Origin of the sequence: Pseudobutyrivibrio ruminis, assembly GCF_015057245.1 — a bacterium.
Taxonomy (GTDB): Bacteria; Bacillota; Clostridia; order Lachnospirales; family Lachnospiraceae; genus Pseudobutyrivibrio; species Pseudobutyrivibrio ruminis_E.
Genome location: NZ_SVET01000015.1, coordinates 35,940 through 61,296 on the forward strand (window position 1 = coordinate 35,940; position 25,357 = coordinate 61,296).

19 protein-coding genes are annotated in these 25,357 nt (G+C 38.0%); 3 read left to right on the forward strand and 16 right to left on the reverse strand.

What is annotated here, in order from left to right:
* The 8 genes from glmS to E7274_RS11485 all read right to left on the reverse strand — a co-directional run bounded on the left by glmS (position 1) and on the right by E7274_RS11485 (position 11,483).
* Positions 1-1,833 carry a glutamine--fructose-6-phosphate transaminase (isomerizing) gene (gene glmS, locus E7274_RS11450; protein ID WP_044935485.1) on the reverse strand — a complete coding sequence of 611 codons (1,833 nt, stop codon included), beginning with the start codon at positions 1,831-1,833 and terminating at the stop codon, positions 1-3.
* Positions 1,834-1,962: 129 nt separating this feature from the next.
* Positions 1,963-3,513: an LCP family protein gene (locus E7274_RS11455; RefSeq protein WP_304176063.1), complete on the reverse strand. Its 1,551-nt coding sequence runs from the start codon at positions 3,511-3,513 to the stop codon at positions 1,963-1,965.
* Positions 3,514-3,640: 127 nt separating this feature from the next.
* Positions 3,641-4,987: a glycosyltransferase family 2 protein gene (locus tag E7274_RS11460; RefSeq protein ID WP_304176065.1), complete on the reverse strand. Its 1,347-nt coding sequence runs from the start codon at positions 4,985-4,987 to the stop codon at positions 3,641-3,643.
* Complete coding sequence (locus E7274_RS11465) at positions 4,987-6,408, reverse strand: sugar transferase (protein ID WP_304176067.1); 1,422 nt, start codon at positions 6,406-6,408, stop codon at positions 4,987-4,989. Before E7274_RS11465 ends, E7274_RS11460 begins: the two co-directional genes overlap by 1 nt.
* Positions 6,409-6,447: 39 nt before the next feature.
* Positions 6,448-7,674 carry a UDPGP type 1 family protein gene (locus E7274_RS11470; protein ID WP_304176068.1) on the reverse strand — a complete coding sequence of 409 codons (1,227 nt, stop codon included), beginning with the start codon at positions 7,672-7,674 and terminating at the stop codon, positions 6,448-6,450.
* Positions 7,674-8,654 (reverse strand): glycosyltransferase family 2 protein, encoded by a 981-nt coding sequence (locus E7274_RS11475; RefSeq protein ID WP_304176070.1) that lies wholly within the window; start codon positions 8,652-8,654, stop codon positions 7,674-7,676. Before E7274_RS11475 ends, E7274_RS11470 begins: the two co-directional genes overlap by 1 nt.
* A 2-nt stretch (positions 8,655-8,656) precedes the next feature.
* Positions 8,657-10,507 (reverse strand): glycosyltransferase family 2 protein, encoded by a 1,851-nt coding sequence (locus tag E7274_RS11480; RefSeq protein WP_304176071.1) that lies wholly within the window; start codon positions 10,505-10,507, stop codon positions 8,657-8,659.
* Complete coding sequence (locus E7274_RS11485) at positions 10,500-11,483, reverse strand: glycosyltransferase (RefSeq protein ID WP_304176073.1); 984 nt, start codon at positions 11,481-11,483, stop codon at positions 10,500-10,502. Before E7274_RS11485 ends, E7274_RS11480 begins: the two co-directional genes overlap by 8 nt.
* Positions 11,484-11,601: 118 nt before the next feature.
* Here E7274_RS11485 and E7274_RS11490 point away from each other — a divergent pair, with 118 nt between their 5' ends.
* The 3 genes from E7274_RS11490 to E7274_RS11500 are packed head-to-tail and all read left to right on the forward strand — an operon-like array spanning position 11,602 to position 15,553.
* The gene (locus tag E7274_RS11490; RefSeq protein ID WP_304176075.1) at positions 11,602-12,534 is read left to right on the forward strand and encodes a glycosyltransferase family 2 protein; all 933 of its coding nucleotides are present in this window, start codon (positions 11,602-11,604) and stop codon (positions 12,532-12,534) included.
* Between the two features lie 56 nt (positions 12,535-12,590).
* Complete coding sequence (locus E7274_RS11495; RefSeq protein ID WP_304176077.1) at positions 12,591-14,054, forward strand: flippase; 1,464 nt, start codon at positions 12,591-12,593, stop codon at positions 14,052-14,054.
* The gene (locus E7274_RS11500; RefSeq protein ID WP_304176079.1) at positions 14,054-15,553 is read left to right on the forward strand and encodes a hypothetical protein; all 1,500 of its coding nucleotides are present in this window, start codon (positions 14,054-14,056) and stop codon (positions 15,551-15,553) included. Before E7274_RS11495 ends, E7274_RS11500 begins: the two co-directional genes overlap by 1 nt.
* Before the next feature lie 349 nt (positions 15,554-15,902).
* Here the strand turns inward: E7274_RS11500 and E7274_RS11505 are convergent, their stop codons facing one another.
* From E7274_RS11505 to E7274_RS11540, 8 genes are all read right to left on the reverse strand, one after another.
* The gene (locus tag E7274_RS11505) at positions 15,903-17,195 is read right to left on the reverse strand and encodes a hypothetical protein (protein WP_304176081.1); all 1,293 of its coding nucleotides are present in this window, start codon (positions 17,193-17,195) and stop codon (positions 15,903-15,905) included.
* Between the two features lie 80 nt (positions 17,196-17,275).
* Entirely contained in the window at positions 17,276-18,070 is a 795-nt protein-coding gene (locus E7274_RS11510) for a hypothetical protein (protein WP_304176083.1), read from the reverse strand.
* 24 nt (positions 18,071-18,094) lie between these two features.
* Positions 18,095-20,503 (reverse strand): peptidoglycan-binding domain-containing protein, encoded by a 2,409-nt coding sequence (locus E7274_RS11515; RefSeq protein ID WP_304176085.1) that lies wholly within the window; start codon positions 20,501-20,503, stop codon positions 18,095-18,097.
* Positions 20,504-20,627: 124 nt separating this feature from the next.
* On the reverse strand, positions 20,628-21,338 hold the full coding sequence (locus E7274_RS11520; RefSeq protein WP_304176087.1) for a LytR/AlgR family response regulator transcription factor: 711 nt from the start codon (positions 21,336-21,338) through the stop codon (positions 20,628-20,630).
* On the reverse strand, positions 21,335-22,630 hold the full coding sequence (locus tag E7274_RS11525) for a sensor histidine kinase (protein ID WP_304176088.1): 1,296 nt from the start codon (positions 22,628-22,630) through the stop codon (positions 21,335-21,337). Before E7274_RS11525 ends, E7274_RS11520 begins: the two co-directional genes overlap by 4 nt.
* Before the next feature lie 19 nt (positions 22,631-22,649).
* On the reverse strand, positions 22,650-23,513 hold the full coding sequence (locus E7274_RS11530; RefSeq protein WP_304176090.1) for a M15 family metallopeptidase: 864 nt from the start codon (positions 23,511-23,513) through the stop codon (positions 22,650-22,652).
* On the reverse strand, positions 23,510-23,926 hold the full coding sequence (locus tag E7274_RS11535; protein WP_304176092.1) for a DUF3237 family protein: 417 nt from the start codon (positions 23,924-23,926) through the stop codon (positions 23,510-23,512). Before E7274_RS11535 ends, E7274_RS11530 begins: the two co-directional genes overlap by 4 nt.
* Before the next feature lie 21 nt (positions 23,927-23,947).
* Positions 23,948-25,159 (reverse strand): class I SAM-dependent rRNA methyltransferase, encoded by a 1,212-nt coding sequence (locus E7274_RS11540; protein WP_304176094.1) that lies wholly within the window; start codon positions 25,157-25,159, stop codon positions 23,948-23,950.
* Positions 25,160-25,357 lie beyond the last annotated feature (198 nt).

The window sequence follows — 25,357 nt, forward strand, 5'->3', positions numbered from 1 at the left end:
TTATTCAACAGTAACTGACTTTGCAAGGTTTCTTGGATGATCAACGTCAAAGCCCTTGCCCACAGATACATAGTACCCAAACAACTGAAGTGGAATAATCGCCAATGAGTTAGTAAAGTATCTGTTTGTCTGTGGAACATACATTACATAATCTGCCACTTCTTCAATGTCTTCATGTCCAACTGTTGTAACAGCAAGAATGAAAGCACCACGTGTCTTGCATTCTACGATATTTGAAACAGTCTTTGCATAAACGTTTTCCTGAGTTGCAACTGCTCCTACTAATGTGCCCTCTTCAATAAGAGAGATTGTTCCATGCTTTAATTCGCCAGCTGCATATGCTTCTGAATGAATATATGAAATCTCCTTAAGCTTAAGAGAACCTTCCATTGCAATAGCATAATCGATTCCACGACCAATAAAGAATACATCCTTTGCAGCAACAAATCTGTTGGCAAATTTCTGGATACGTTCTTTATTTCCAAGAAGCATTTCTATCTGCTCTGGAAGCTTCTTTAAGTCTGTGATAAGTGACTTCATTTCATCTGCTGAAAGAAGACCTCTAACATCAGCAAACTTCATAGCAAGTAAGTATAACGCTATAAGCTGTGCTGAGTATGCCTTTGTTGTAGCAACTGAAATCTCAGGACCAGCCCATGTGTACATAACCTTTTCAGCCTCACGAGCAATTGAAGAACCTACTACGTTTACAATAGCAAGTGTCATGTTGCCCATTGCACGAGCCATACGAACTGCTTCCTTTGTATCTGCTGTCTCACCAGACTGGCTGATAGCAATAACAAGCTCGTTCTCCTGAAGAATTGGATTTCTGTATCTAAACTCTGAAGCTATATCAACCTCAACAGGGATACGTGCCATTTCCTCGAAAACATATTTAGCTGTAACGCCTGTGTGATATGCACTACCGCATGCAACGATGCGAATACGTGAAATAGATTTGATTTCATCATCGCTCATGCCAAGCTCTTCGATATCAACAGTGTCATTTTTAATTCTAGGATTAAGTGTATCACGAACTGTCTTTGGCTCTTCGTGAATCTCCTTAATCATGAAGTGGTCATAACCACCCTTTTCTGCTGCATCAACATCCCAATCGATTGTCTTAGATTCCTTCTCGATTGGCTGTCCATCTACATCAAAGAACTCAATTGAATCCTCTGTAAGGCGTGCAATTTCTTCATTCTCGATGAAGTAAACGTTTCTTGTGTATTTAAGAACAGCTGGTACATCAGATGCAATTAAGTTGCCATCCTTTCCAAGACCAACAATAAGTGGGCTGTCCTTTCTTACTGAATAAATCTGATCTGGATAATCAGCAAAAATAATTCCAAGAGCATATGCGCCCTCTACACGGTGCATAACCTTTGTTACGCATGTAAGGGGATCATTGCCCTGCTTATAGTAATAATCAAGTAAGTGAGCAACAACCTCTGTATCTGTCTCAGACTTAAAGTTGTATCCACGCTTGATAAGCTTTTCCTTAAGCTTTGCATAGTTTTCAATAATACCATTGTGAACTACTGCGATTGTCTCTTCCTCATTGAGATGTGGATGAGCGTTTGTCTCGCTTGGTTCACCATGAGTAGCCCAACGTGTGTGACCAATACCGATTGTACCCTGCATTGTCTCACCGTCGTGAGTTTTCTCGCTAAGAAGACGAAGACGTCCCTTTGCCTTTTCATATTCGATTTTGGTGCCATCATAAACAGCCATACCAGCTGAGTCATATCCTCTGTACTCAAGCTTGCTAAGTCCATCCAAAAGGATTGGTGCTGCCTGCGACTTACCAACATATCCTACTATTCCACACATATATTTATTCCTTTCATAATACGCTTTATTAATAACATACAAGCCCTTTGATTTTACTACTATTTGCTCTAAAAGTAAAACAGGGACCAGCCATAAGGCCAGTCCCTGTGAATGAACTTTATCGATATATTAATCCGTTGTTTGTGTGATTGTCGCACTATCTTCCGTGAATCCTGTTTCATTAACAATGTGGTCGCTAATAACATCAACCATATCGTCAGTAGGATCGTAATCAGTCTGGTCATACAAGAACTCATGTAACTGCGAAACATTTGATGAAAGTGTACATGGTACCAATACTGAACCAGTAGTCTTGCTTATTGTAGTGTCCTTAAGTGCAAATGGGAATCCTGTTGAATCAGCAATCTCATAATCACCAACTGATGCTGCCATTGAAAGCACCTGTGAAAGTGATAAGCTTGTTGAAATGCTAGGGAATACATCATTTGCAATATCATTTAATGTAGCCACATTAGCTTTCTTTGCTTTTTCAATAATCTGCTTGATAACAGCACGCTGATTCTCAGCACGACCGTAATCGTTATCTACTGCGTATCTGTTACGGCAGTAACCAACAACCTGTGCACCGTTAAGTGTGTATGTTCCTGGGCTGTCGAAGTAGCAGTCTGAATACTTCCATCCATCCTCTTCGTTTGGATAGTAATTAAGTACGTTCTCAACCTCTGCAATGTAACCAGCAAGAGCGTTCTGATGTGTCTCTGGGTTGTCTGTGTCAATCATCTTCTGAGTGATTTCAAGCTCCAAACCGCCTAAGTCATCGACGATAGTAGCAAGTGCGTAGAAGTCAACTGATACGTAACCAGAAATCTTAAGATCGAGGTTAGTATTAAGCATGCTGATAGCAGTCTCAACACCACCATGGTTGTATGCATAGTTACATTTTCTGTATGTGCCCTCTGTAATCTGGAGATATGTATCACGCTGTACAGAAACCATCTTAACTTCTTTTGTATCATTATTGATAGAAACAAGAATGATTGTATCTGAGTTACCACTATCAAGGTTACCATTAGAACGGTTATCAACACCGAACAATGCAAGTGTAGTGTAGTTACTTAACAGCTCTTCTGTCTCTGTATCAAGGTTGTTAACTTCGATTTCATCCATGTTGATGTTGTCCCAGTTAACCTTGCCGAATTTGTTCCAGAAGAAGAAGATAAGTAAAAGAAGTAACAATACTACGATTTCAACAACAATAATTGTTCTTCTTGTCTTCTTTTTCTTGCCGTTTCTTCCTGAACCCTTGCGTCCACTAGGAACATTTCTTCCTCTAGATGAAGATGTGTTTCTAGTTGGTCTGCTGCTTGAGTGAGAAGAAGAAGGCTTCTTTTTTCTTTTAGCAGAAGATGAATGAGCAGCTGCTGCAGAAGTTCTGTGTGAACTTGCTGAGCTACGTGGTCTGCTTCCACTTGCGCTACGGCTACCACTAGGTCTGCGAGCGCTCATTGATTCGCTCTGTAAGTCATAATCATATAAATCGATTTCATCGTCCAATGAAAGATCTGGAGAAATATCAGCATCTCTACCGTATGATCTAGATACTGGTCTTCCTGTTGCTGGTCTACCAGATGCTCTATTGGCAGAAGTTCTGTTTGTAGGTCTTGCGCTTCTAGTTGCACCAGAACTTCTTCTTAAATCGTAATCTTCGAAATTACTCATCGGATTAGTACTCCCATCTTAGTATTAATTTAACTATGCTAGTCTACTCTATGGCTTAATAAATTGTCAAGAAACCTGAAATATTTCTGTCACATTCTATAAAAAACGGGGCAAAAATTAATCATTTTTACTCTTGTGTTCCCGGCAGTATGTAATTTTCCATACCAACAGGTAAATTCCTATTGTAAAATGTGTCACCATTCTTAATAATTTCACCATGTTTTTCCATCAATATTTCATGAGAATCGGTGGATGTTATTGTCACTCTGTTCTTTTTTCTAGCAATAACTTTTGGAATGACTATTGTTCTAAATCCTCTGGCTTTTGCCCTGAGACAGAAATCAAACATTGCATCCTGACCGGAAAGTCTGGTGTCGAAGCCGTGAAGCATTCGATACACCTTTGCATCAATCATGCAACAGCCTGCATCTACCATCGCTACATCCCTTGGCATACTAGCCAGGTTTTCATAGGTATCTCTGAAAATACGCTGGCCATGAAATGCTGGATACCAGGCCCCATCTGTATCAAACACATATCCAACATTGTCGTAAGTGAAGCCTCTGTCTATAAAGCGAGCACCTACTACAGCCACGTCAGGCTGATTAAGATATGCATACATTTTCTTAGCATTATTTCTCGTGTAAAGCTTTACATCTTCCTCTTTAAAGAACATGTAATCTTTGGAGAAGCGCCTAAAAGATGTTTCATCGTAATCCAAATGCCATTTCTTTAGAGATGCGTCGATACGTCCCTCTGCAATAACTCCTGTTTGGCGAAGATAAGAAATAGCAAGTGCCATGTGCTCCTTGCAATAAAAATTAGCTTCGGCTCTTTGCTCCTTAGTAAGAAGCTTGTCGGATGTACGCTTATGATATAAAAGGGATGGAATATGCTCTATAGATTCTTTTTTGAATGCTGCCCGAAGAAGATATTCATAGATATAGGCAGTCTGAGCCTTTTCATTGAATTCTCCCAATCGGTTATATACATTCCTTGCAATTGCAACAAACTCACCAATGTAGTTGGTCTGCAATAATAGTTCTTTGTTGAAATCACTTTTAAAATGAGGGTTTCTTCTATCCTGTCCAACGATTTCATCGTTATCCGTATATACGATACTATCATTGTCCAGCTGTGAAATCTTTTCATTTAAAAATGATAAAGTCTTAAGACTTAATCTATCGTGCTGTCCTAAATAAACTAGATAATCCCCTTCTGCAAAATGGGCGCCTATGTTATACGCATAGGCACCTCCAGATTTCTTTTTCAGTCGACGATAATGTACCTTATCTACAATGTCAGGGAAGAACTCCTTAATGGTAACTTCGATGGCATTGGAAGGATTATTATCTAGTATATAAAGTTCAAAATTACGGTACTCCTGCTCATCAATAGACTCTAGACAATCTTTGAAATAATCCATATCTGTATCTATAGTCCAGATGACCAAAGAAAAATATGTATCCGCCACTATTTCGAGCCCTTTCCGCCAAAAACAACAGCTATAGTCTTAAATATTATCTTGATATCTAATCCAAGAGACCAATTAGATATATATTCTGTATCAAGAGCAACTACCTGCTCAAAATCCTTTATGTCGCTACGTCCGCTAACCTGCCACATTCCTGTAAGACCTGGCTTGATTGACAATCTAGCCTTGTGATGGAGAGCATAGTTTTCGTATTCCTCTTCAAGTGGTGGTCTTGTTCCAACAAGAGACATCTCTCCGATTAGAACGTTCCAGAACTGAGGTAATTCATCGATAGAATACTTTCTAAGGAAATGTCCGATTGGTGTGACACGTGGGTCATTTTCCATCTTGAACATATTTCCCTTCATCTCGTTCTGCGACATAAGCTCTTTTTTGCGCTCTTCAGCATCAATGAACATGGTTCTGAATTTGTAGAATTTGAATCTACGACCATTTTTTCCGATTCGTGTCTGAGTGAAAAATACTGGTCCTGGAGACTGAAGCTTAATAACTGGTGCAAAAATAACAAAAGCAATAAATGCTAAAACCAATCCTACGATTGCACCGCAAATATCCATCAATCTCTTTAAGAATGCCTGTCTATTGTTGGCAATATGCATACTAGTTGTAAGTACAACATAGTCGCCATATGTCTCCATAATACGGTTTGGCATAAGGTTGTTTGTGTGAATCAAGGACATGTGAACTGTAAGTCCCTGCTCAACCAAACGTCCTGCCAAGCTTTCCTCGCTAGCTCTAGTGTTTCCATCGAGGAAAACTTCATCTACAACATTTGTCCTGAGGTATTCAAAAAGGCTATCCGCATTTGCAACTACTGGGATTCCCTGAATCTCCTGACCTGTCATATCTTTATCTACAACTACAACGCCCTCAACCTTAAACTCTGTATATGGACTGTGAGCAATTTCTGAAAGACAATGATCCACTGTGGTCGACTCTGCAACAACTACCATAGATGATTTATTAACATCCAACAGCTTTCTTCTGCGAATAATTCTCTTCCAGAAAACTCTGACGATGTATGTAACAACAATCATTGCTACACCGAAAGCACCTAAAGCAAATCGAGAGTAGTAGTATGATGTCTGGTTGGCATACATGTAAAGCAATACGCCAAGGAAGTTTATCAAGCTATGCCATACAGTGGAAGTAATCTCTTGATATTTTGTTCTTCTTAATATTCCTGTGTAAGTCTCGGTAAAAAGTACACCTGTCAAATCAATGAATGGCAAAATTTTTGCCAAGCTTTGATACAGATTGTACCATTCAAAACGATCCAAAAAGATTACGCTGTGGAACTTAATATAAACACCAATAAATAGTGCCAGCTCCGCAGCGAGCATATCAAGGATTATAAAATCCAAATGTTTTACCCAGGAACGCTTCTTTTTTTTGTACAAGTCTTTCTCCTTTAACCTAGGCAGCTAAGCCACCTTTAGTTAGAGTATAACTCCATTTTTCTTAAGCAATTCTTTTGCGCTGTCTACTGAATCTACACCGTGAAGATTTTTGATTGGTGCAAATTCGTGTACTCTGTCTACCTCAAATGCAAGGTTTGAATCCATCATATGAACCATATCAAGAACTAAAAGCTCGAACTTGTAGCCGTTTGGTTCTTCTGGTGAAACGTGATTTCCATCAGCATCGATGTGTGGAATCTTTTTCTCAACAACGTGTACAAGCATGTTGTTGTTAACGATTTCATCAAGCTTCTCAAGTGAGAATAGGTAGTTGAGGATAACGCCGTATTTATAAAGAAGGCTTCCGTCCTCAGCTCTTGCCTCTGCCATCTCGTCTGACATTTCGTAGTACTCAACGATTGATGGCTTACCGTCCTCAAGACAAAGAAGACCCATTTTTTCCTGTGGATCTACCTTACGAACAACCTTTGAGCCTGCTTCGTATCCGCCTGCAATTGTAGCTCCAACAAATACTGGATCTGCAATTCGCTGACACACATTATCTACTGCAAAGATGTTAATCCACTTAACACCCTTTGCCTTCATTTCTTTATCAAGGCCTGCTTTTACCATTGATGCATACCAACCACCATTTCCATTTGGTGATGTAGCAAGACGTCCCTTCTCCTCAAGAAGGAGCTTGCCATTGTAATCAACAGCACAAGCCATATCCTGAATGAAGTATTTAACGTACTCAGGATTGTATCCAAAATAATCGTGCTCTGCGAAGAATTCGCGTGTAGCCTGATCATTCTTTTCACTTGTCATAATATAAAGAGGGACAAAACAACCTGCCTGATTAACAACATCCATAAGGTTGTTGATAAGGCACTGGAAAATGTAGAGCTCTTTTGTTTCGCCAACATTGAAGCATCCCTTTGGTAAATCAAATCCAAGACGAGTGCCCATTCCTCCTGCAAGAAGAACTGCTGCCACTTCGCCTTTTTTGATTGCCTCTAATCCGATTGCTTCGAACTCATCGTGCTTCTTTGCAATTTCAGAAATACTTACTGCTGGAGGAACGCTAAACTCTCCTCTTGATGCAGCTTCGTTTGAGCCGATAAGCTTGAAGTCTGGCCAATTAATATTTTCAATCTGATTAAGAAACTCTGTCTTGTTTTCCTCAGGAAGCTGGTCAAAGAATTTCATTATGTGTTCCTGATTATTCTCCCTCAGTAATTCGAGTGCTTTTTCCTTATTTAACATTATAAATTATTCTCCTTTTTATATCCATCTTTATTATTCACCCCATCGTAATCCATCTTTCTTGTATGGTACTCAATATCCTCCAAAATCTTACGATTCTTTGCAAGAAGATCACCAATGAGCGCAATCATTAGGGAAATGAATCCCATGATTAAAAGTGTACAGCCAAGTATAAGTGACTGAACATGTCCCGCTGAATTACCCATTGAGACATATACCAAATATCTGATGATAACCCCTAATCCAACAATAAATGGTATTATAGCCAAAAGACTGAATGTCTTCAAAGGCTGATACATTAAATAAGCCCTAAGAATTGTAACCATGGACTTTTTAACATAGCCCATCATGCTGTTGAACAGTCTTGATGGCCTAAGCTCGTCATTAGTACGAATTGGAACACTGGTCTGAGCGATTTTATTGCGCCCCGCTTGCACAATAGTCTCAAGTGTATATGTATAATCGTTTGTAACGTTGAGCCTCATGGCTGCATCCCTTGAATATGCTCTAAATCCACTGGGAGCATCAGGGATATCTGTGTTGCTGGCCTTTTGAACTACCCAGCTTCCGAAGTGTTGTAACTTCTTTTTCAGTGGTGAGAAATGCTCCGTCTCATCGATTGGTCTTGCACCAATAACAATATCTGAGCTTCCCTCTAAAATAGGTCTAACTAAAAGTTCTATATCGTCTGCAACATATTGATTGTCTGCATCCGTATTTACGATAATGTCTGCCCCATGGCGAAGGCAAGCATCAATACCTGCCATAAATCCATAAGCAAGACCTTTGTTACGACGGAGATTTACAATGTGATGTACGCCCCACTTTTTTGCGACCTCAACAGTGTTGTCTGCGCTTCCGTCATTTATAATTAAATATTCTATTTCATCGATTCCATCAATATGCTTAGGCAAATCATTTAAGGCTATTTCAAGCGTCTCTGCCTCGTTGTAGCATGGAATCTGAATGATTAATTTCATAGCTACTCCTTACTTCTAAATGAATAGTCGAATTTGGTGAGTGATAGATTTGGGTTGTAGTATGGATCTCCCTTATCAAGTACTGACTGCCACTTTGACATAAAGTACTCTGTCTCCGATTCCATACGAGCCTTTTTTCCCTCATCCTCAAGGTCCAGTCCTCGGCTCACCGACTCTAAATGATACCACTCTGAAAATGGAGTGTAAACGCACAGTAAATTCTTGGCACGAAGTTTAAGACAAAAATCTACGTCGTTAAAGGCAACTGCAAGGCTTTCATCAAATCCTCCAACTGACTCAAAATCTGACTTGCTAGTAAGCAAGCACGCTCCTGTAAGGGCTGATAAATCCTGGACGCAGGTGCTTCTGTAGAAATATCCAACCTGCTCCCTGCCGCTTCCTAAGAACTGTGAGTTGGCAACTCCACCAAGGCCAAGCACAAGACCTGCGTGCTGCACAGTATTGTTTCCAAAGTAAAGTCTTGCGCCTACAGCACCTACATCACTTCTGCGAACAAATCCCATCATCTCGGAAATACTGTCAGCATTAATCATGCGAGTGTCGTTGTTGAGCATCAGGATGTACTCACCATCAGAATGGGAAACTCCATAATTCATAAGGGCTGAATAGTTGAAGACTCCCATTGTGTCTGGATGGTCCTTTGTGAAATCAACAACCTTTGCTTTTATATCAGATCTATTTACAAGCTGTGTATAGTAGTTTCTTATTGATTCTTCTGTGGAATTGTTTTCTACAATTACAAACTCCACATTTGGATAATCGTTTTTTTCCACAATGCTATCGATGCAAGCCTTTAAATCATCTACGTGATTCATGTTTGGAATCACAATAGAAAGAAGTGGTGAATCTGGCCACTGATAGATTGTACGGTAATATCCAAGGTGTGTATCAAGCTCTACGCGAGCTGGAATGCCCAAGCGCTTGTAGTGATTTTCCACTGCTCGACGACCATTTTCATAGGCGTACATTTTTGCCTCTGGATGATCTGCCGTAGAATCCGGATGACATCTCCAATGGTAAAGGACCCTAGGGATGTGATATATATTGGTACATTTCTCCAAAACTCTAAGGTCGAAATCGTGGTCCTGTGCGCCGTCAAACTCAGAGAGAATTCCGCCGCTCTCTTTTACGATGTCTGCTCTAACTACAAAAAGATGTGTGATGTAGTTGTGAGAGCAAAGCAAATCAATATTGAAATCCGACTTGAAATGAGGAAGGAAATATTCCTTGCCCTCCATGTCGATTTTATCTTCGTCAGAATAAATAGCTTCGATTGTGTTATCTTCATTTAAAGCTTTTGCAATATAGTACATTGCATCTGGAGTGATTAAATCATCGTGGTCCGTAAATCCGATATAGTCTCCAGTAGCAAGCTCCATTGCTGCGTTTGTATTGCCTGCAATACCTGTATTGTCACTTAGTTTTTTATAGATAATTCTTTCATCCCAAATGCCATCTGTAGCCTTTAGAATGATATCCTTTAACCCTTCTTCTGGACTGCCATCCCCAAGGCAAAGCTGCCAATGTGGATATGTCTGAGCTGTAAAGGACTGAATTAATTCAATAAGGAATTCTTCCTTTGTGTTATATAACGGAATTACGATACTGATAACTGGATTGTATTTAAAAACAGTATGCTTTTGCTTGTCTAATTCTTCTTTGGTAATTGGATTTTCTTTCAGGAACTGTCTGTAGCTGTAGTGCTCCTGATCGTGTTTCATAAGCTTTCTGACTGTCTTTGCAACAGTCTTTTTAAAGCCATAATGCTGTAGATAAAGTAATCCTTTTTCTATTTTATTAGTAGGTTGCTTGTATTCTTTTATTTCACTCATAATCGAAAAAATCTTTTATTGCTTCAGCTAATGCTGTAGAATCTCCCATTTTAACAAAAATATGGATGCTGTCCGCAGTGAACAGCTCGTGGTTGGCTGGGCCATCTCCAAGAATCATTGGCCTGCCCATTGCCTGATATATGTATGCCTTTCCAGGAATTGTCCTTTTTGCCTTATCGATAGTTCCTGAAAAATGGCCTGCCAGGCATAAATCTGCCTGAGCAATATGCTCTGCCAACTCCTGCTGGCTGAGCCAGTTTATATAAGATATATTATTCTGGATTGGTTTGTCCATAGCCGCTGGCACTGGACCTATTATTTCAAATGAAATATCTGTATCATCCTTGAAATGCTTTAATGCATCTAAAATCACATCCACTCCCTGAAGATTTAAAATAGATCCAAAATACAAAACCTTTTTCTGTGAAGCCGATGGCTTTTTATCCCTTGGATAATAGATGCTTGCATCAGCCTCAAGATATAGAACCCTAAGCTTTTCCTGACAAGCCCCAAGCTCATCTGCAAAAAAATCACCGTGAGCCTTTGTGTCGCACACTATATAATCTGCCTTTTTAAGTGTGCCTTCATCCAGGCGATGGCAGAACTTTGAAAGAAAACCGCCATCCTTGAACTTCTTTCTATCAAGCACCATAGTGTCATAAACAGAAATAAAGAAGTCGATGATGACAGTCTTTGCTCTAAACTTCCAAGAAAAAATTGGCATAACCAGCTGAGGAGCAAATCCCACAAATACAATATCAATGTCTTTCATGGATTGCTTGAACAAGCTAGCAAACACAAATGCAAGACGCTTTGGATAGCTAGAAGATTTGCTTCCGATTATCTCCACTTGAGATGCCAAATGCGATAGATAATTAATCTCTTGGGAAACTCTGATGTAATCTAAATTTTTAGTTGTTATATAAAGAACCTTCTTCCCTTTGATGAGGGAATCCAGTTGACTAAATTGTTCCATATTATAATTCCTGACAACACAGTTTGTATAAGTATACCACACTTGCACATTCCTTGCATTGCCTAGGGTATTGTTTTAGAATAGTTTATATTTAATTACATGTGAAAGGCGCGCTTTTATGGCAACCATTTCAGTTTTATTGTCCACATACAATGGACAAAAATATATTACCGAACAAATACAAAGCATACTGAAACAGACTTTTTCAGACTTTGTTTTATATATTCGAGATGACGGTTCTAGTGATGACACTTTAAACATCATTCATAATTTAGCTTCTACCGATTCAAGAATTGTTATCATCAACGATGTTTCAGAAGATACAAATAAAAATTTAGGCTTTGGCGAAAGCTTTAGCACCATCGCCAAATATGCTCTTACAAATAGTGATGCTTCCTATTTTGCTTTTTGCGATCAGGATGATTATTGGGAAGAGGATAAATTGGAAGTAGCTTTGTCTTATTTTGAAAAGGCAAACTCAGATAAACCTATTCTTTTTGCTTCTAATTACTATATTTGTGATGATGTGTTGAATGTGACCGGCACTTTCAACGAAACTAATCCTATGACAGGAGTCACCTTCGAGAATCTTTTCTTTGAAGGAGTCTTTCCTGGTTTCACAATGATGATAAACAGAAAGCTTGCTGAGCTTTCATTTGATAACAATTATTCCAAAGATATTTATTATCATGATAAGTGGGTCACTTTGATTGCTCTTGGGTTAAATGGACAAATCATTTACAGTGAAAAGCCTTTAGCCAAATATAGACGCCACAGCGACGCAGTATCATCCACAAATCTTGGCATCATCAAAAAGATTAAATGGCGTGTGGATAAGGTTTTAAATGGTGATTTCTGTCCTAGAACAAGGCAGATGTTAAAATGCTTTTCTGAATTGTTTTACAGTCAGGTTGATACTGAGACAAAAAGGTTTTTGGATGTTTTTAATTCAAAAAAAATCTTCAAAAAGACTTTTTATCACAAGCATCTTCGTAGAAGTTTTTCAGGAGAAGTTATGCTTCGACTAATTTTATTACTTGGAAAACTATAGATTTTTGTTTTCATCAGAAAAACAGAAATCGTAAATACCTTTAGGAATATATTTTAATGAAAGAAAAAAACGTAAAAAAGAATTATATATATAATGTAGCATATCAGTTACTGGTTATTATCACACCACTTCTGACTGCCCCTTACATTTCCAGAGTGCTGGGCGTAGATGGCATCGGTGTATTTTCTTATGTAACTGCTATTGCTGCATTTTTCATTATTTTTGCCACCTTGGGCACATCTACTTATGGTCAGCGTGAGATTTCATATGTGCAGGCTGATGCCCACAGACGTTCTGTGGTATTTTGGAACACAGTAATTTTCAGATGTACTTCCACTGCCATATTTCTTTTAATCTACGGCATTTTTGTTTTTGCCCTTCGCCCTGAGTGGATGATTATTTACATCATTCAGTTCATCGAAATAATCAATGTTGCCTGTGATACATCATGGTTCTTCCAAGGTCTTGAGGAGTTTGGCAAAATTGTTGGACGTAATGCTATCTTTAGATTAATAAACCTGGCAATGGTTTTTACCCTTATCAAAGATGAAAACGACCTGGCTCTTTACACTGCAGCCACTGCAATCATCACCATGGCCGGACACGTTTCACTTTGGGCATACCTTCCAAAGTATCTCACAAAGGTTTCAAAATCGGAGCTTACACCATTTGCTGACACTCATGTGATTCTTGGATTATTCTTGCCAACCATTGCAGTTCAAATATATCAATATTTAGATAAGATTATGATTCGCCTCATCAATGGCGGTAGCACTGAAAACGGCTACTATGAACAGGCTATGCGAATCACAAAAATGGTGCTGGTACTTGTCACATCAATGTCTACAGTTATGGTACCTCGCATTGGCAGATATTTTGAAGAAGGCAACAAGGAAGCCATCCGAAATGCAATGTACAAGGCCTACAGATTTGCATGGTTTTTAGGCTTGCCTCTTATGTTTGGATTATTTGGAATTGCCGACAATTTCATTCCTTGGTTCTACGGCCCAGGCTATGAAAAAGTAATCGTGCTTTTAAAGATTGTTTCAGCTATCACAGTAGCCATCTCAATCAACAATGTAACAGGCATCCAATATTTAGTTCCTACAAAAAGGGAAAACTTATACACAAAGACAGTGCTTTACGGAGCAGTTATCAACTTCTGCTTCAACCTGATGTTAATACCAAAGCTTAGCTCCTATGGAGCTGCAATCGCTTCTGTCATCGCCGAAGCATCAATCGCAATCATCCAGCTTTTTGTCATTAGAAAAGAGCTGGAAATCAAGCGCATCATAGCGCCAATACCAAAGTATTTATTCTCCGCAGCTATGATGTTACTATTACTTATAGTAGAAAGTCGTCTCCTGCCAAACACAATCGTCGCAACATTTATCATGATTGTCACAGGAGCCGCAGTATATTTTATTCTTTTGCTTATACTTGCTGATTCATTCTTCATTGAGAATGCAAAATCAGTTATTAATAAGATTTCAAGTAAATTGAGTGGAGTTAAGAAATAATGAAATTAGTAGCTTACATTTTAATTGCAGTGTTTTTTATATTAGCTATCGCTGCCTTTTATTTTGCAATCAACGTAAAAGGCAGAAAGGCATTTATAGCTTTTATATACCTGTTTTGTTTAGTATTCACTGCAAGCGCAGGCGTCTTTTACGCCAACTATGTGCCTGGCACATCACCAGATGAATCAGCTCACATTGCATATGTTTATTACCTAGAAAGCACAGGTGAGATAATTCCTCATTTCGAAGACATGCACATCTTCAGCAGTGTTGTAATGAAATGGTCGGAAACTCCAAACTATGCATACATGGAAGATCTTGTTAACTATCTTTGCCACCCACCTCTTTATTATCACATCATGCGTCTTGCTGGTGGCTTTTCTCCTACAGAATCAGATGTAGTTATTACCATCCAAAAAATGCAGCTTAGATACTTCAGCTTAGGCATCAGCATCATTGGACTTTTGTTATTCTTCTACATCGGCTACTCCAGATTATCAAAGGATATGCCATGGGTTCATCTTGTCTACGCAATGACTGTATCATCAATACCAATGCTTTCATATGAGCTTTGCGCCGTAACAAATGATGCACTTACACTTACAACTGCAGCACTTTGCATCCTTGGATTGATAAGATTCAGTGAAGGCAAGCGCAACATACTAACTTATGTTTTAATTGCCCTTGGCATCACTGCATCACTTTTGACAAAGCTTACTGCAGCCATACTTTGCATCGTAATGGCACTTATCGTACTTATCGCAACCATGATAAAAGAAAAAAGCCTCGCACCACTTATTTGCAAGGCCTTCTTTATATCATTGCCTATATACGCCGTAGCCATCGCATACTACGGAATCATTTACTCTCGCTATGGCACATTACATCCTTCATTGGAGCTTATCTCCTCAAAGGAATACTTCGAAAATACGATATACTACGTTGCTGAGTCAGAGCGTCGTACCTACAACTTCAGCCAATACTTATCGTACTACATAGAGAGATTCTTCCTATCATGGTCAGGCATCGAATCTGTATACCGTTTCACAAAAACCTACATATACAGCCTCACAGCCATACCATACGAAATCCTCTGGGTAATCCCAGCACTGGTATTCACACCTGCCGTAAAGAAATGTGCTGGCAAGCTCAGCCTACCAGTTATCGCAGGATGGATTTCACTAATAGTAACATTCCTCTACCAGTTTAAAAGCGCCTACGGCTCATTCCAAAGCCGCGGCTACCTTGGAGGCTTCGCATCACGCTACTACATGCCATTCATGCCAATCTTTGGACTGGCCGTAGCCCTACTATTCCTTGGCATGCACGCAGACAACGGATTCGAACCAAGCACCGGCGTCACCACAATTTCCGGCGACTTCCCAACCTACCGACGCCGCCTCCTGTACAACACGCTCATCTACACCCTGGCCCTGGCCTTTGCCTTCCTCATGTACTACGGAAGCCTACCATTCTTCCTGCTGCACTACGCAGCATAGATCTTTTTGTAGTGCTAGCATATATAGAATTATTCTATTCTTTCAAGCTCATTTAATAGTACAAGCTGTCATAATAAAAGAAAGCTGTGTTTAATAAAACCAGCTTTCTTTAGAGTTGTAGTCCTCATCTTAAAGAGTTAATAAAATGAGTTCCTAACACCGTTATTTACTTAGGAACCGCCTATTCTTCAGCGCCACTTATACTTGGTAGTTCGTTAAATTCCATTTACCTTCAAAGTTTCCAGAAATAATATCAGCTTTTTTAATTCACTAATAACTGCGTTATAAAATTTATATTTACTAATAACTTGCTTTTCAAATAAATTATCCAGAGCTTTTTATATAGAAGTCAATCTTCGTTATTACTACTTAAATAATCTTCCACCATAATGTTAACCTTATAATTAATATTTTTAGAACTATCCGAGAATACATTTGAGTCTACATCTATTTTCAGTTTTCCATTTACTATACTCCAACTAATATTTCTTTTATCCGAAGCTAAGAATAGTTCTTCATAGACAGTTTCACAATCCAAATTATTGTCTATCTCACATATCTGATTTGTTGCATTAGCCAAAAAATCAATGTTAGATAAAAAAATATCATTCAAATTTGCAAAATCCTTATTGTATTTTTCTATAACGTATGTCTTATTGAAACTGAAAGTTTTTGATGACTTAGCTATTCTTTCATTTATTGTTACATACGCAAGGTTGTCTATTTCGTCAATATCAATACTTTCGCATGTTATTGCATTAGTATCGTTGGATTTCTTTGCCTCCGTTATCATTTCTAAATAATCTTGATTTATTGCTGTTAATACATAAGCATACCGTACATTGTCAGAGGATAATACTGGATATTCGCACCCTCCAATTGATTTAATTGAATAATCTATTACAAAATCATCTATATCATAATAATCATAACATGAAGAGTTTTTTTCTCGTTCGGATTCTGCTCTTACATTTTTGGCGATTTCAATTTTCCCTTTTCTAAGTTGACTCAAATTATACTTATTAAGAACATCTAAGCTGTAATTATTATGTTCACCACTCCATGAAACAAAACCATTTGAAGACATTTCTTCAACGTAAGCATTATATTTTTCTTTTGAAACAGAATTTCCACTCACATAGTACTTTTCTTCTATAGTATAAATCTCTTGCTCATCATTCATTGGCATATAGGCTTCACATAGTGTTTCATTCTCGCCTTTATCGTTTATTCTAAAGTACCTATAAGATGTCTCACCTGCCCAAGAATTACATTCACATAATATATTTTCATTCGGAATATAATCTATGCAATTATAATGACCAAATGGCCCAAGTTGTTTCACATTACCATCCACATACTTTAAAATACAGATATCAGGTGTTTCATTTAATGCTTTTGTCCACCCAACAACAAGTTCTGGCATATTATCCTCATCTATATATTCTAAGGAAAAAACAAGTCTTGTTTCATTGTTTTCGAGCTCTCCCTTTTCGAAACCTTCATACAAAGAATGACTCTCTATATAATCTGCATATGCGCTATAAACCTTATGCCTTTCAATGATTAGCTTAATTTTCAATGAGAGCAATACAATAATTGTCAGTATAATAATTATAAAAATATATGTACGTTTCTTCATGTTTAATTCTCATTGTTTTTATATAACCTTAATGCTTCCGCTTTTTCTTCATACGCAAGTCTATTGTATACTCCAGCTTTCTATTCAGCGTTGCATATGCTTGGCATTTCGTTTAATTTCCAATTCTCATCATTTGTATAAAACGAATTATCTTCATCAAATAACTGTAGATAAACTACCCCTTCACTTGTTATGAATACATTGTACCCCATGCCTGCAGTTGGAACGAACACATAGATATTTTTTGCTTCTATGCCATCTATTATAGTTATCTCTTGCTCATCAAATAATCCATTTCTTGAACAAAAGACAAAATATTCGCTGTACTTTTCTTCAGGCATCATTCCTTTAATAGATTTCAACTCATCCTTTGAAAATAATGTCTCCAATATATCCGGATTTACATACTGGGGTTTATTTAAAGTATATTCGCCTTCAATATCAACACCAGGACTAATAGGACAGCCTTCTTTTTCAATATACATAACATCTGCATTTAATATAAAAGAAATACTACTTTCATCATCATATTTGTCCACATATTTGGCTATAGAAGGAGATTCGAATACTGCTTCCCCTTCTATAACATCTGAATGCATAAAGTAATTCGCTTCAACAACAAAATCAAATCCATTATCATCTTGATTATAAATTGTAATTGTAGATGAAATTGATGAATGAGTGTCTGTTAATTTCCATTTACCTTCAAAATTACCAGAAACACTATCAGGTTCCCCCTTAATATCGTTTACATTTTGTTCATGTTGAATTGAGTTTTGTTTATTATTACTACTTATCTCAAAAAACATCAAAATTCCACACAATACTGTCGCACATAACAAAAGATGAATTATTATTTTTTTTATGGCACTCACCTACCTGTTCTTCCTTTGCTATCTTTAATAATCTTTGTTATAGTCACCATCTGCAAAGAGTTCTGCCTCTTCTTTTGTACGTTTCATCCATCCATCTTTATTGCTTTCCCAATTATTAGCTTTTTTTAATTCACTAATAACCGCGTTATACCATTCATCTTTACTAATCGTTTGCTTTTTTAATAAACTATCAAGCGCTGTCCCTTCATTTGTTATAGCAGGTCTTAGGTATGTAGCTATAAATAAAGCATCAAATTCTTGCTGAGACGCATTATAATTATTACGTTTAAGTAGATTATTAACTGATTTTTCATAATATCCTTTTTTGTCGTTATATATTTCTAATGCAATCTTATTGTCTATTTGGGTTCCTACTTCAAATGAAATACCATACTTTTCTTCATATTTCGCCTTTTCTGAAGCGTCAATAGCGATACCATATGGTAAAGTTATTTTATCATCCTTAACTTTTATAACCGGTACCGACTTAACTGTTCCATCCGTATTATATTGAATATTTTTTATAGTATCATTCTCTATATGGGACAATAATTCAAACCCTTTCTCACTAAGAGTCCCTGAATTTGTTTTCTTTTGAACATAATCCTCCTCAATTACAACATTCTTTAAAGCATCGGCCAGCATATCATTAACTGCTTTTGTAGCCCCGGCATATGGAGAATTATTCTGTTTTTCAAGTTCATTTAATCCTTTTGCACAAGCTGTCATAGTAAAAGAATCAAAAACCTTATTTATAGCTGTTGTAAGAAAACCTGCTTTCTTTAGCTCATTTTGCAAATTTTCAACCTTAGTTCCAGAATGACCTCTAGCTATTTTACCTTGGTTAGCATACGCAACTGATTTTGATAATGCATTTCTTGTGTTAGTCCCGACTTTTCCATCTACATCTAATCCCATAGCTGATTGAAAAATCTTCACTGCATTGCTAGTAGATTCCCCAAACGAACCAATTGTGTCGGTAATACTATACCCAATATTTTTCAAATCATTTTGAAGCTTCTTAACTTGTTCTCCGGTACTACCTATTTTTAGAATATTATTAGAAGAAGGCACTGGTTGAGTTTTATTTTTAACAGCGCTATTTATTTTATTTCTTGTATCAGTTCCAGCTAATCCATCAACACTTAAACCATGGTTTTTCTGAAAAGCTTTAACCGCAGCTTCAGTATTAGCTCCAAAAGCTCCGTCAGGATTAGTTGATAAGTAGCCTAAAGTTTTTAAATTATTCTGTAGCGTCTTAACATCATCGCTCACTTGACCTTTAGAAAGCACTCCATTATTTTTATAGTGCAATGCCTTTCTTATTGCCTCTTGTGTGTTCTCTCCTGCTTGGCCATCAGCAGTTAATCCATAAGTCTTTTGAAATTTAATAACTGCATCTTGTGTACCACTACCAAATTGTCCATCAGCTTTTCCTGCATTGTATCCCAAAGAATTCAGGTTGTTTTGAAGAATAATAACATTATTTCCCTTGCTCCCCAGTTTTAAAACGCCATTATCCTTAGGTTGTGTTTTGGCATTAACCGCAGCAGCAATCTGGGCTCTAGTATTGCTGCCAACAAGACCATCCACCGATAAATTATGCTTTTGCTGAAATGCTTTTACAGCCGACTCTGTACCAACGCCAAACGCACCATCGGCTATGCCTGCAAGATAACCTAGTGTCTTCAAGTCGTTCTGTAAACTTTTAACATCATTACTAACCTGCCCTTTTGATAAAATCCCCTTACTTTTTCTACTAATTGTTATAGCTATAGCATCCTGAGTTGCTTTTCCTGCAACACCATCTGCGCTTAAACCATATGTTTTTTGGAATGAAACAACTGCATTTTTTGTTCCATTTCCAAATTCGCCGTCTGGTTTTCCTGCATTATATCCTAAAGAATTAAGGTTGTTTTGCAGCTGAGCTACTTTAGCTCCTTTACTTCCAACTTTAAGGATGTTGCTATTTGCCGCTGCATTTTTTTCATTTAATGCCCTAGTTATTGCGTTTTGTGTACCTGAACCTACAATACCATCAGCAGTAAGCCCCTTCGCTTTTTGAAACGCTATAACTGCGTTCTTTGTCCCATTTCCAAAGATTCCATCTGGCTTTCCTGTGTTATATCCTAATGTATTCAGGTTCTCCTGTAGCCTTTTTACATCATCTCCGCGGCTACCTACCTTAAGTGTTCTAGATGCAACTTTACTTTCCAATAACATAGATGAACTTGTAGCAGATTTTTCTCTAAAATAATTACCACTCAGTTCAAGAGTTGCTGCCTCACCAAAATTAGGTTCTGTCCTAGAACTGTCATCCTCTAAGTCTTTAATGGCAGTAACAACTTCACTATTATTTGTCATCACATGACTTGCACGAGGATTAATTGGCTCTTTTGTAAAATGTTCCCATGTTCTCCATTTAACTGGCATAATTTTTTGTCCTCCCTGACATAAAAACTTTCGACCCCTTGTCGACCAAACTGTTATATCACAAAGAAACAAAAAAATATGGATTTTTGCCTGAACTACACAAAATTTGCCTAAACTACACAAATTACATATTGGCTTTCCGCCTCCAGTTAAAATATTTTAATTTAAAGTCCTGCACTCTATCTCTGCTGATTGGAAGCTTTGTGCCATCTATCATAGTTACATTCCTACTATCATGACACCTGATGTACTTCATGTTCACCACATAGGAACGCTGAATTTGAATCAAGTCAAGTTTTTCGTACTTTTCAGCGAGAGATTTCAGGTTTCCATCACTAAAGTAGTTTTTTCCTCCTGCAAAATTAAAACAAAGCTTATGTTGAACAGTTTCTACATAAAGTACCTCGCCAATATTTATTGTCTGAACCAAATCATTTTCATCCCTGCACTCAATATATTCAGCTTTCGCCACTGAAGATAGATAGTTACCTATGGCTTCATCAATCTCATCTAAATGTAACTTGTCAATATATCTGTACGCACTTACTCTATAACCCAATCTGGCATATTCGATGTGTGAAGTCAGAAAACAAATCTTGCAATTACTGTCTAACAACTGAAGCTGTTCAGCTATATCAAAACCATTTTCACCATCACTTAATTCAACATCTAGAAAAAGCAAATCAATCTCATTGACACACTGTATGAAATCCGTTCCACTTGAAAAGACATTTATTTCATAATCTGACTCACCAATTAATGCAAAATATCCCTCAATATACTCTCTGATTTTATCCAGCCAAACAGGCTCATCATCCACTATTGCAATTTTCATATCTGACTTCCCCTTGGAATAGAAAAATCTATTCTAAATACCTCAATATCTTCTTTTTTATCCATAGAAAAATAACATTCACCTTTATATTTGTTTATAACATTTATCATGCTTTTTAGTCCAAAACCATGATTATATTTGTCTGCTTTGCTCGTTACTGAATCATGATAATCCGGAAGATTTTTTCCATCACACGTATTGGCAATGGCAAAAAATACTTCCTCCTCGTGATCAACCATTTCAATCTGAACATGCTTTATACTCACCTTAAGCGCAGCTTCATAGGCATTTTGTAGGGCATTACCAAAAAGCGCAGTAATATCCATCAAATCTATTTCAAGCGGACGCTTCAGTTTTCCTGAAATTTCAAATGCAACATTCCCCGCTTCACATATATATGAATAATAGTTGAGAATAGCATCTAGATAATCGTCCCTCGTGTTTGCCTTGCTTGAAAGACTTTCCGTAACATCCCAGATTTGTTCTATATACGAATTTGCCTTGTCATACTGACCTTTTGAAAGTAACTCTTTAACCGCTCCAATATGATTAATTAAATCATGTCTGAAACGACGCAAATCAATATTTTTTTCTTTTTGAAATAGATACTGTGACTGCTGAATGCTAAGAGCAAGCTGCAAATGCTTATTCTGTTTATCATAAAGGTGATTTTTTACTGCAAGCGCAAGTGTTACATATAATGCATAAATAGTTCCAACAAGACATAATAAAAATCTGATATGCAAATACCATGTAAAATTCCCTGGATTCTCATAATAAACACTAAATACACCAACCACCATAAGTTCGAATATGAGTGTCATCAATAAAAGCCCCAGTTTGTATGTGAGCTTAATTTCATTTAGATATACGTCTGATCGTTTGAGCACACATAAATACAAAAAAAATTCTATTCCGAAAGAAATAGGATACGCAAAGAGTTCATTCCAGGTTAGTCTTGCTGTAGCTGCCGTTGTATTCATTGCTATGACTTGTACAATTATAGATGAAAATGTATCTATCATTCCCATGAACCATGTTAGCGCTATTGTCAAAAGCGCCATATGCCAAATCATATCATCGAATAACAGTATCATTGCTATTAAGGCCCATATGATAAATACAACCATATATTCCTCACCTAAAAATAAATCAACTATTCCAGAGAAAACGACCGATAGCACTGATAATAAACACAAGAATTTATTTTTTCTAAATTGAATTCGAAAACAGAAATGAATTAAGAAAATATATATTAAATAATTGATTAGCTTGTCTATAATAAAAATCATTTTCACTCCCAATCATTTACTAGTCTATTTTTTCAAAGTGCTGGTAGTCTTTGGATGAAGACCAGGCGCCGCCCCAGGTGAAGCCATGGGCTGTGAAGAGCTGGTAGGCCAGGTCCGTTTCGTCGATTTTGTATGGAAAGTCGGCGCTGCGATCTACGTATGGTGCTCCGTTGGCTGGTTCTATGCTGAGGGCGCCGTCCACGGTTTTGACGTATGGATTGTACAGTGGGTTGATGTCTATAGCTAGGCCTGCACCGTGGTTTGAGACCTTTGTGGTGTGGCTGATGAATCTGAAGTTGAAGCATGAGGAGTTGTTGTCAGCCATTGAGGCTTCATCCTCTGCGTTGTATTCGTCTACAAGCTTTATTTTTTCGATTGGATATTCCGCCTCATATAAAGCTTCGAAGATTTCAAGGAGGTCTTCTGCTATAGATTTGTTGCAGATGATTTCGCCCTCGTGAGTCTGTCCGTCGAAGCCTACATGGAGCACGTGAAGGTATCGTAAATCCGATACTGGAATTGTGCAGTCATCCTTGTAGGATTTTCCTTTGATTCGTGCGAAGATCTCGCTATCCTCTGTGAATTCTATTCCATAAAAGTTCTCTGTGTCTTTTACATTTGTGGTAGTCATTTTTGTTTCTCCTGGTTGTGTAGATTCTTGTAGTTGCTCGGCAGATTCCAGATTAGCGGATTCAACTGAAGGAACACCTTCAGACGTCACTTCAGATGTATCTTCTTCCGCAGGCTCTTCGGTTGCGGGCATCTCTTCCTCTACTTCCGGCTCAGAATCATATGATTCAGCAGACTTATGATAAAAGAGCACCACAGCGCATGCTAACACTATAAGAATTAATATAAAGCCAATTAATAATTTCTTTTTCATAATTCCTCTGAATCATCCATCCACAAATGTATCTGTACTCCACCAGGAATATCCGATATCGTTCCAGTGATATCAGCAGTCTCAAAAAACGCTAAATCGATGCTATCCGTAAGAATAGTTGGATGAGTAACAATATTTCCATTTTCATCAAATGAGCCATTGTTCTCTACAAAGATTTTACATGCATTACCCTTGAAATCTTTTCCTTCAAGAATATATCTAGCAGATAAAACTCTGGCACTGCCTTTCATTTCCCTTTGGGTGTCCACACCACCTGGAAGAATAATTCCGTTGAAGTATTCTCCAGTAGCATCACCATCGAAGTGAATCATCAGTGCTTCTCCACTTTGCCCTTTCACTTCATCAAACTTTGTAAGTTTTACATTTACTGTTAAGATTTCTTTTCTATTCATAACAAGAGTCCCTTTTACTCTTTATTTCTCGTCAACAACCTGGAACACTAAGAACTTGAGGTAGTAGCTTTCGTCAGCGGCCCAGAGGATTGGATGATCTGGAGCCTGTGTGCGGAATTCTACCTGGCGAAGGCGCTTGTGGGCAGCCTGTGCAGCCTGGCCGATTACCTTTACGAAGAGTTCCTGAGTCATGAAATGAGAGCAAGAACATGTAGCAAGGTAGCCGCCGTCCTTAACAAGCTTAAGTCCCTTCATGTTGATTTCTCGGTAGCCCTTCATTGCGTTCTTTGTGGCCTCACGCGACTTTGTGAAAGCAGGTGGGTCAAGAATTACAACGTCGTACTTTTCTCCAGCTTCTGCAAGCTTTGGAAGCTCATCCAAAACATTTGCCTGACGGAATTTGACAGTTGAATCCAAGCCGTTGAGCTTTGCGTTTGCTGTAGCCTGAGATACTGCGAACTCTGAAATATCAAGACCTGTTACGTCTGCTGCTCCCGCGATTCCAGCATTAAGAGCAAATGTACCCATGTGTGTAAAGCAGTCTAATACTTTCTTGCCTTTGCAAAGGCGCTGAATAGCTAGACGATTATATTTCTGATCTAAGAAGAAGCCTGTCTTCTGTCCGTTTACTACATCTACCATGTAGTGAACACCATTTTCAACGATTTCTACGTTTGTATCGAACTCATCTCCAATGAATCCCTTATATGGTGCTAAGCCCTCTTTCTTGCGGACTGCTGCATCACTACGCTCATAAACTCCGCGCACGCTAAATCCGTCTACAGCCATAGCCTCTTTAAGGTAATCTACAATCTTCAGCTTGAACTTATCTATGCCAAGTGCAAGTGATTCCACAACAAGCACATCATCGTACTTATCGATAACAAGCCCCGGAAGGAAATCAGCCTCTCCGAAGATCACTCTACAGCAGTTCAAATCCTTCTCAAGTAATACGTTTTTACGATAATTCCAGGCATTCTGCACTCTCATTTTGATGAAATCATCATCAATTATCTGGTCCTTTTTACGTGTCATCATGCGAACACGAATCTTGGAATTAGTGTTGATGAAACCACGGCCCATCATGTATCCATCGAAATCATGGACAACAACTATATCTCCATTCTCAAAAGAACCCATAACTGAGTCTATCTCATTATCAAATATCCAGGCGCCTCCAGCCTTAATTGTGCGGCCCTCGCCTTTTTTTAATGTAACAATTGCTTCGCTCATAATAACCTTTCTCTAATCACTAAATATTTATATATTTTATCATCATCAGAGTGCTTTATCAAAAATAAAAGGAGGCTGATTAATCAGCCTCCTAAATCTTAAGACTTTTTGCGGGACAAATAATGAAAACTCCCGCAAAAATCTGGCTTCGCCAGATACGCCTTTGCATAAATGCAAAGCCTAGTCAAATACGATTAT

Coding starts and splice junctions, on each gene's coding strand:
- E7274_RS11495 (WP_304176077.1), top strand. CDS start 12,591: ATGAAAGAAAAAAACGTAAAAAAGAATTATATATATAATGTAGCATAT.
- E7274_RS11505 (WP_304176081.1), bottom strand. CDS start 17,195: ATGAAGAAACGTACATATATTTTTATAATTATTATACTGACAATTATT.
- E7274_RS11500 (WP_304176079.1), top strand. CDS start 14,054: ATGAAATTAGTAGCTTACATTTTAATTGCAGTGTTTTTTATATTAGCT.
- E7274_RS11475 (WP_304176070.1), bottom strand. CDS start 8,654: ATGAAATTAATCATTCAGATTCCATGCTACAACGAGGCAGAGACGCTT.
- E7274_RS11520 (WP_304176087.1), bottom strand. CDS start 21,338: ATGAAAATTGCAATAGTGGATGATGAGCCTGTTTGGCTGGATAAAATC.
- E7274_RS11535 (WP_304176092.1), bottom strand. CDS start 23,926: ATGAATAGAAAAGAAATCTTAACAGTAAATGTAAAACTTACAAAGTTT.
- E7274_RS11540 (WP_304176094.1), bottom strand. CDS start 25,159: ATGAGCGAAGCAATTGTTACATTAAAAAAAGGCGAGGGCCGCACAATT.
- E7274_RS11525 (WP_304176088.1), bottom strand. CDS start 22,630: ATGATTTTTATTATAGACAAGCTAATCAATTATTTAATATATATTTTC.
- E7274_RS11470 (WP_304176068.1), bottom strand. CDS start 7,674: ATGTTAAATAAGGAAAAAGCACTCGAATTACTGAGGGAGAATAATCAG.
- glmS (WP_044935485.1), bottom strand. CDS start 1,833: ATGTGTGGAATAGTAGGATATGTTGGTAAGTCGCAGGCAGCACCAATC.
- E7274_RS11515 (WP_304176085.1), bottom strand. CDS start 20,503: ATGCCAGTTAAATGGAGAACATGGGAACATTTTACAAAAGAGCCAATT.
- E7274_RS11530 (WP_304176090.1), bottom strand. CDS start 23,513: ATGAAAAAGAAATTATTAATTGGCTTTATATTAATTCTTATAGTGTTA.
- E7274_RS11485 (WP_304176073.1), bottom strand. CDS start 11,483: ATGGAACAATTTAGTCAACTGGATTCCCTCATCAAAGGGAAGAAGGTT.
- E7274_RS11480 (WP_304176071.1), bottom strand. CDS start 10,507: ATGAGTGAAATAAAAGAATACAAGCAACCTACTAATAAAATAGAAAAA.
- E7274_RS11455 (WP_304176063.1), bottom strand. CDS start 3,513: ATGAGTAATTTCGAAGATTACGATTTAAGAAGAAGTTCTGGTGCAACT.
- E7274_RS11490 (WP_304176075.1), top strand. CDS start 11,602: ATGGCAACCATTTCAGTTTTATTGTCCACATACAATGGACAAAAATAT.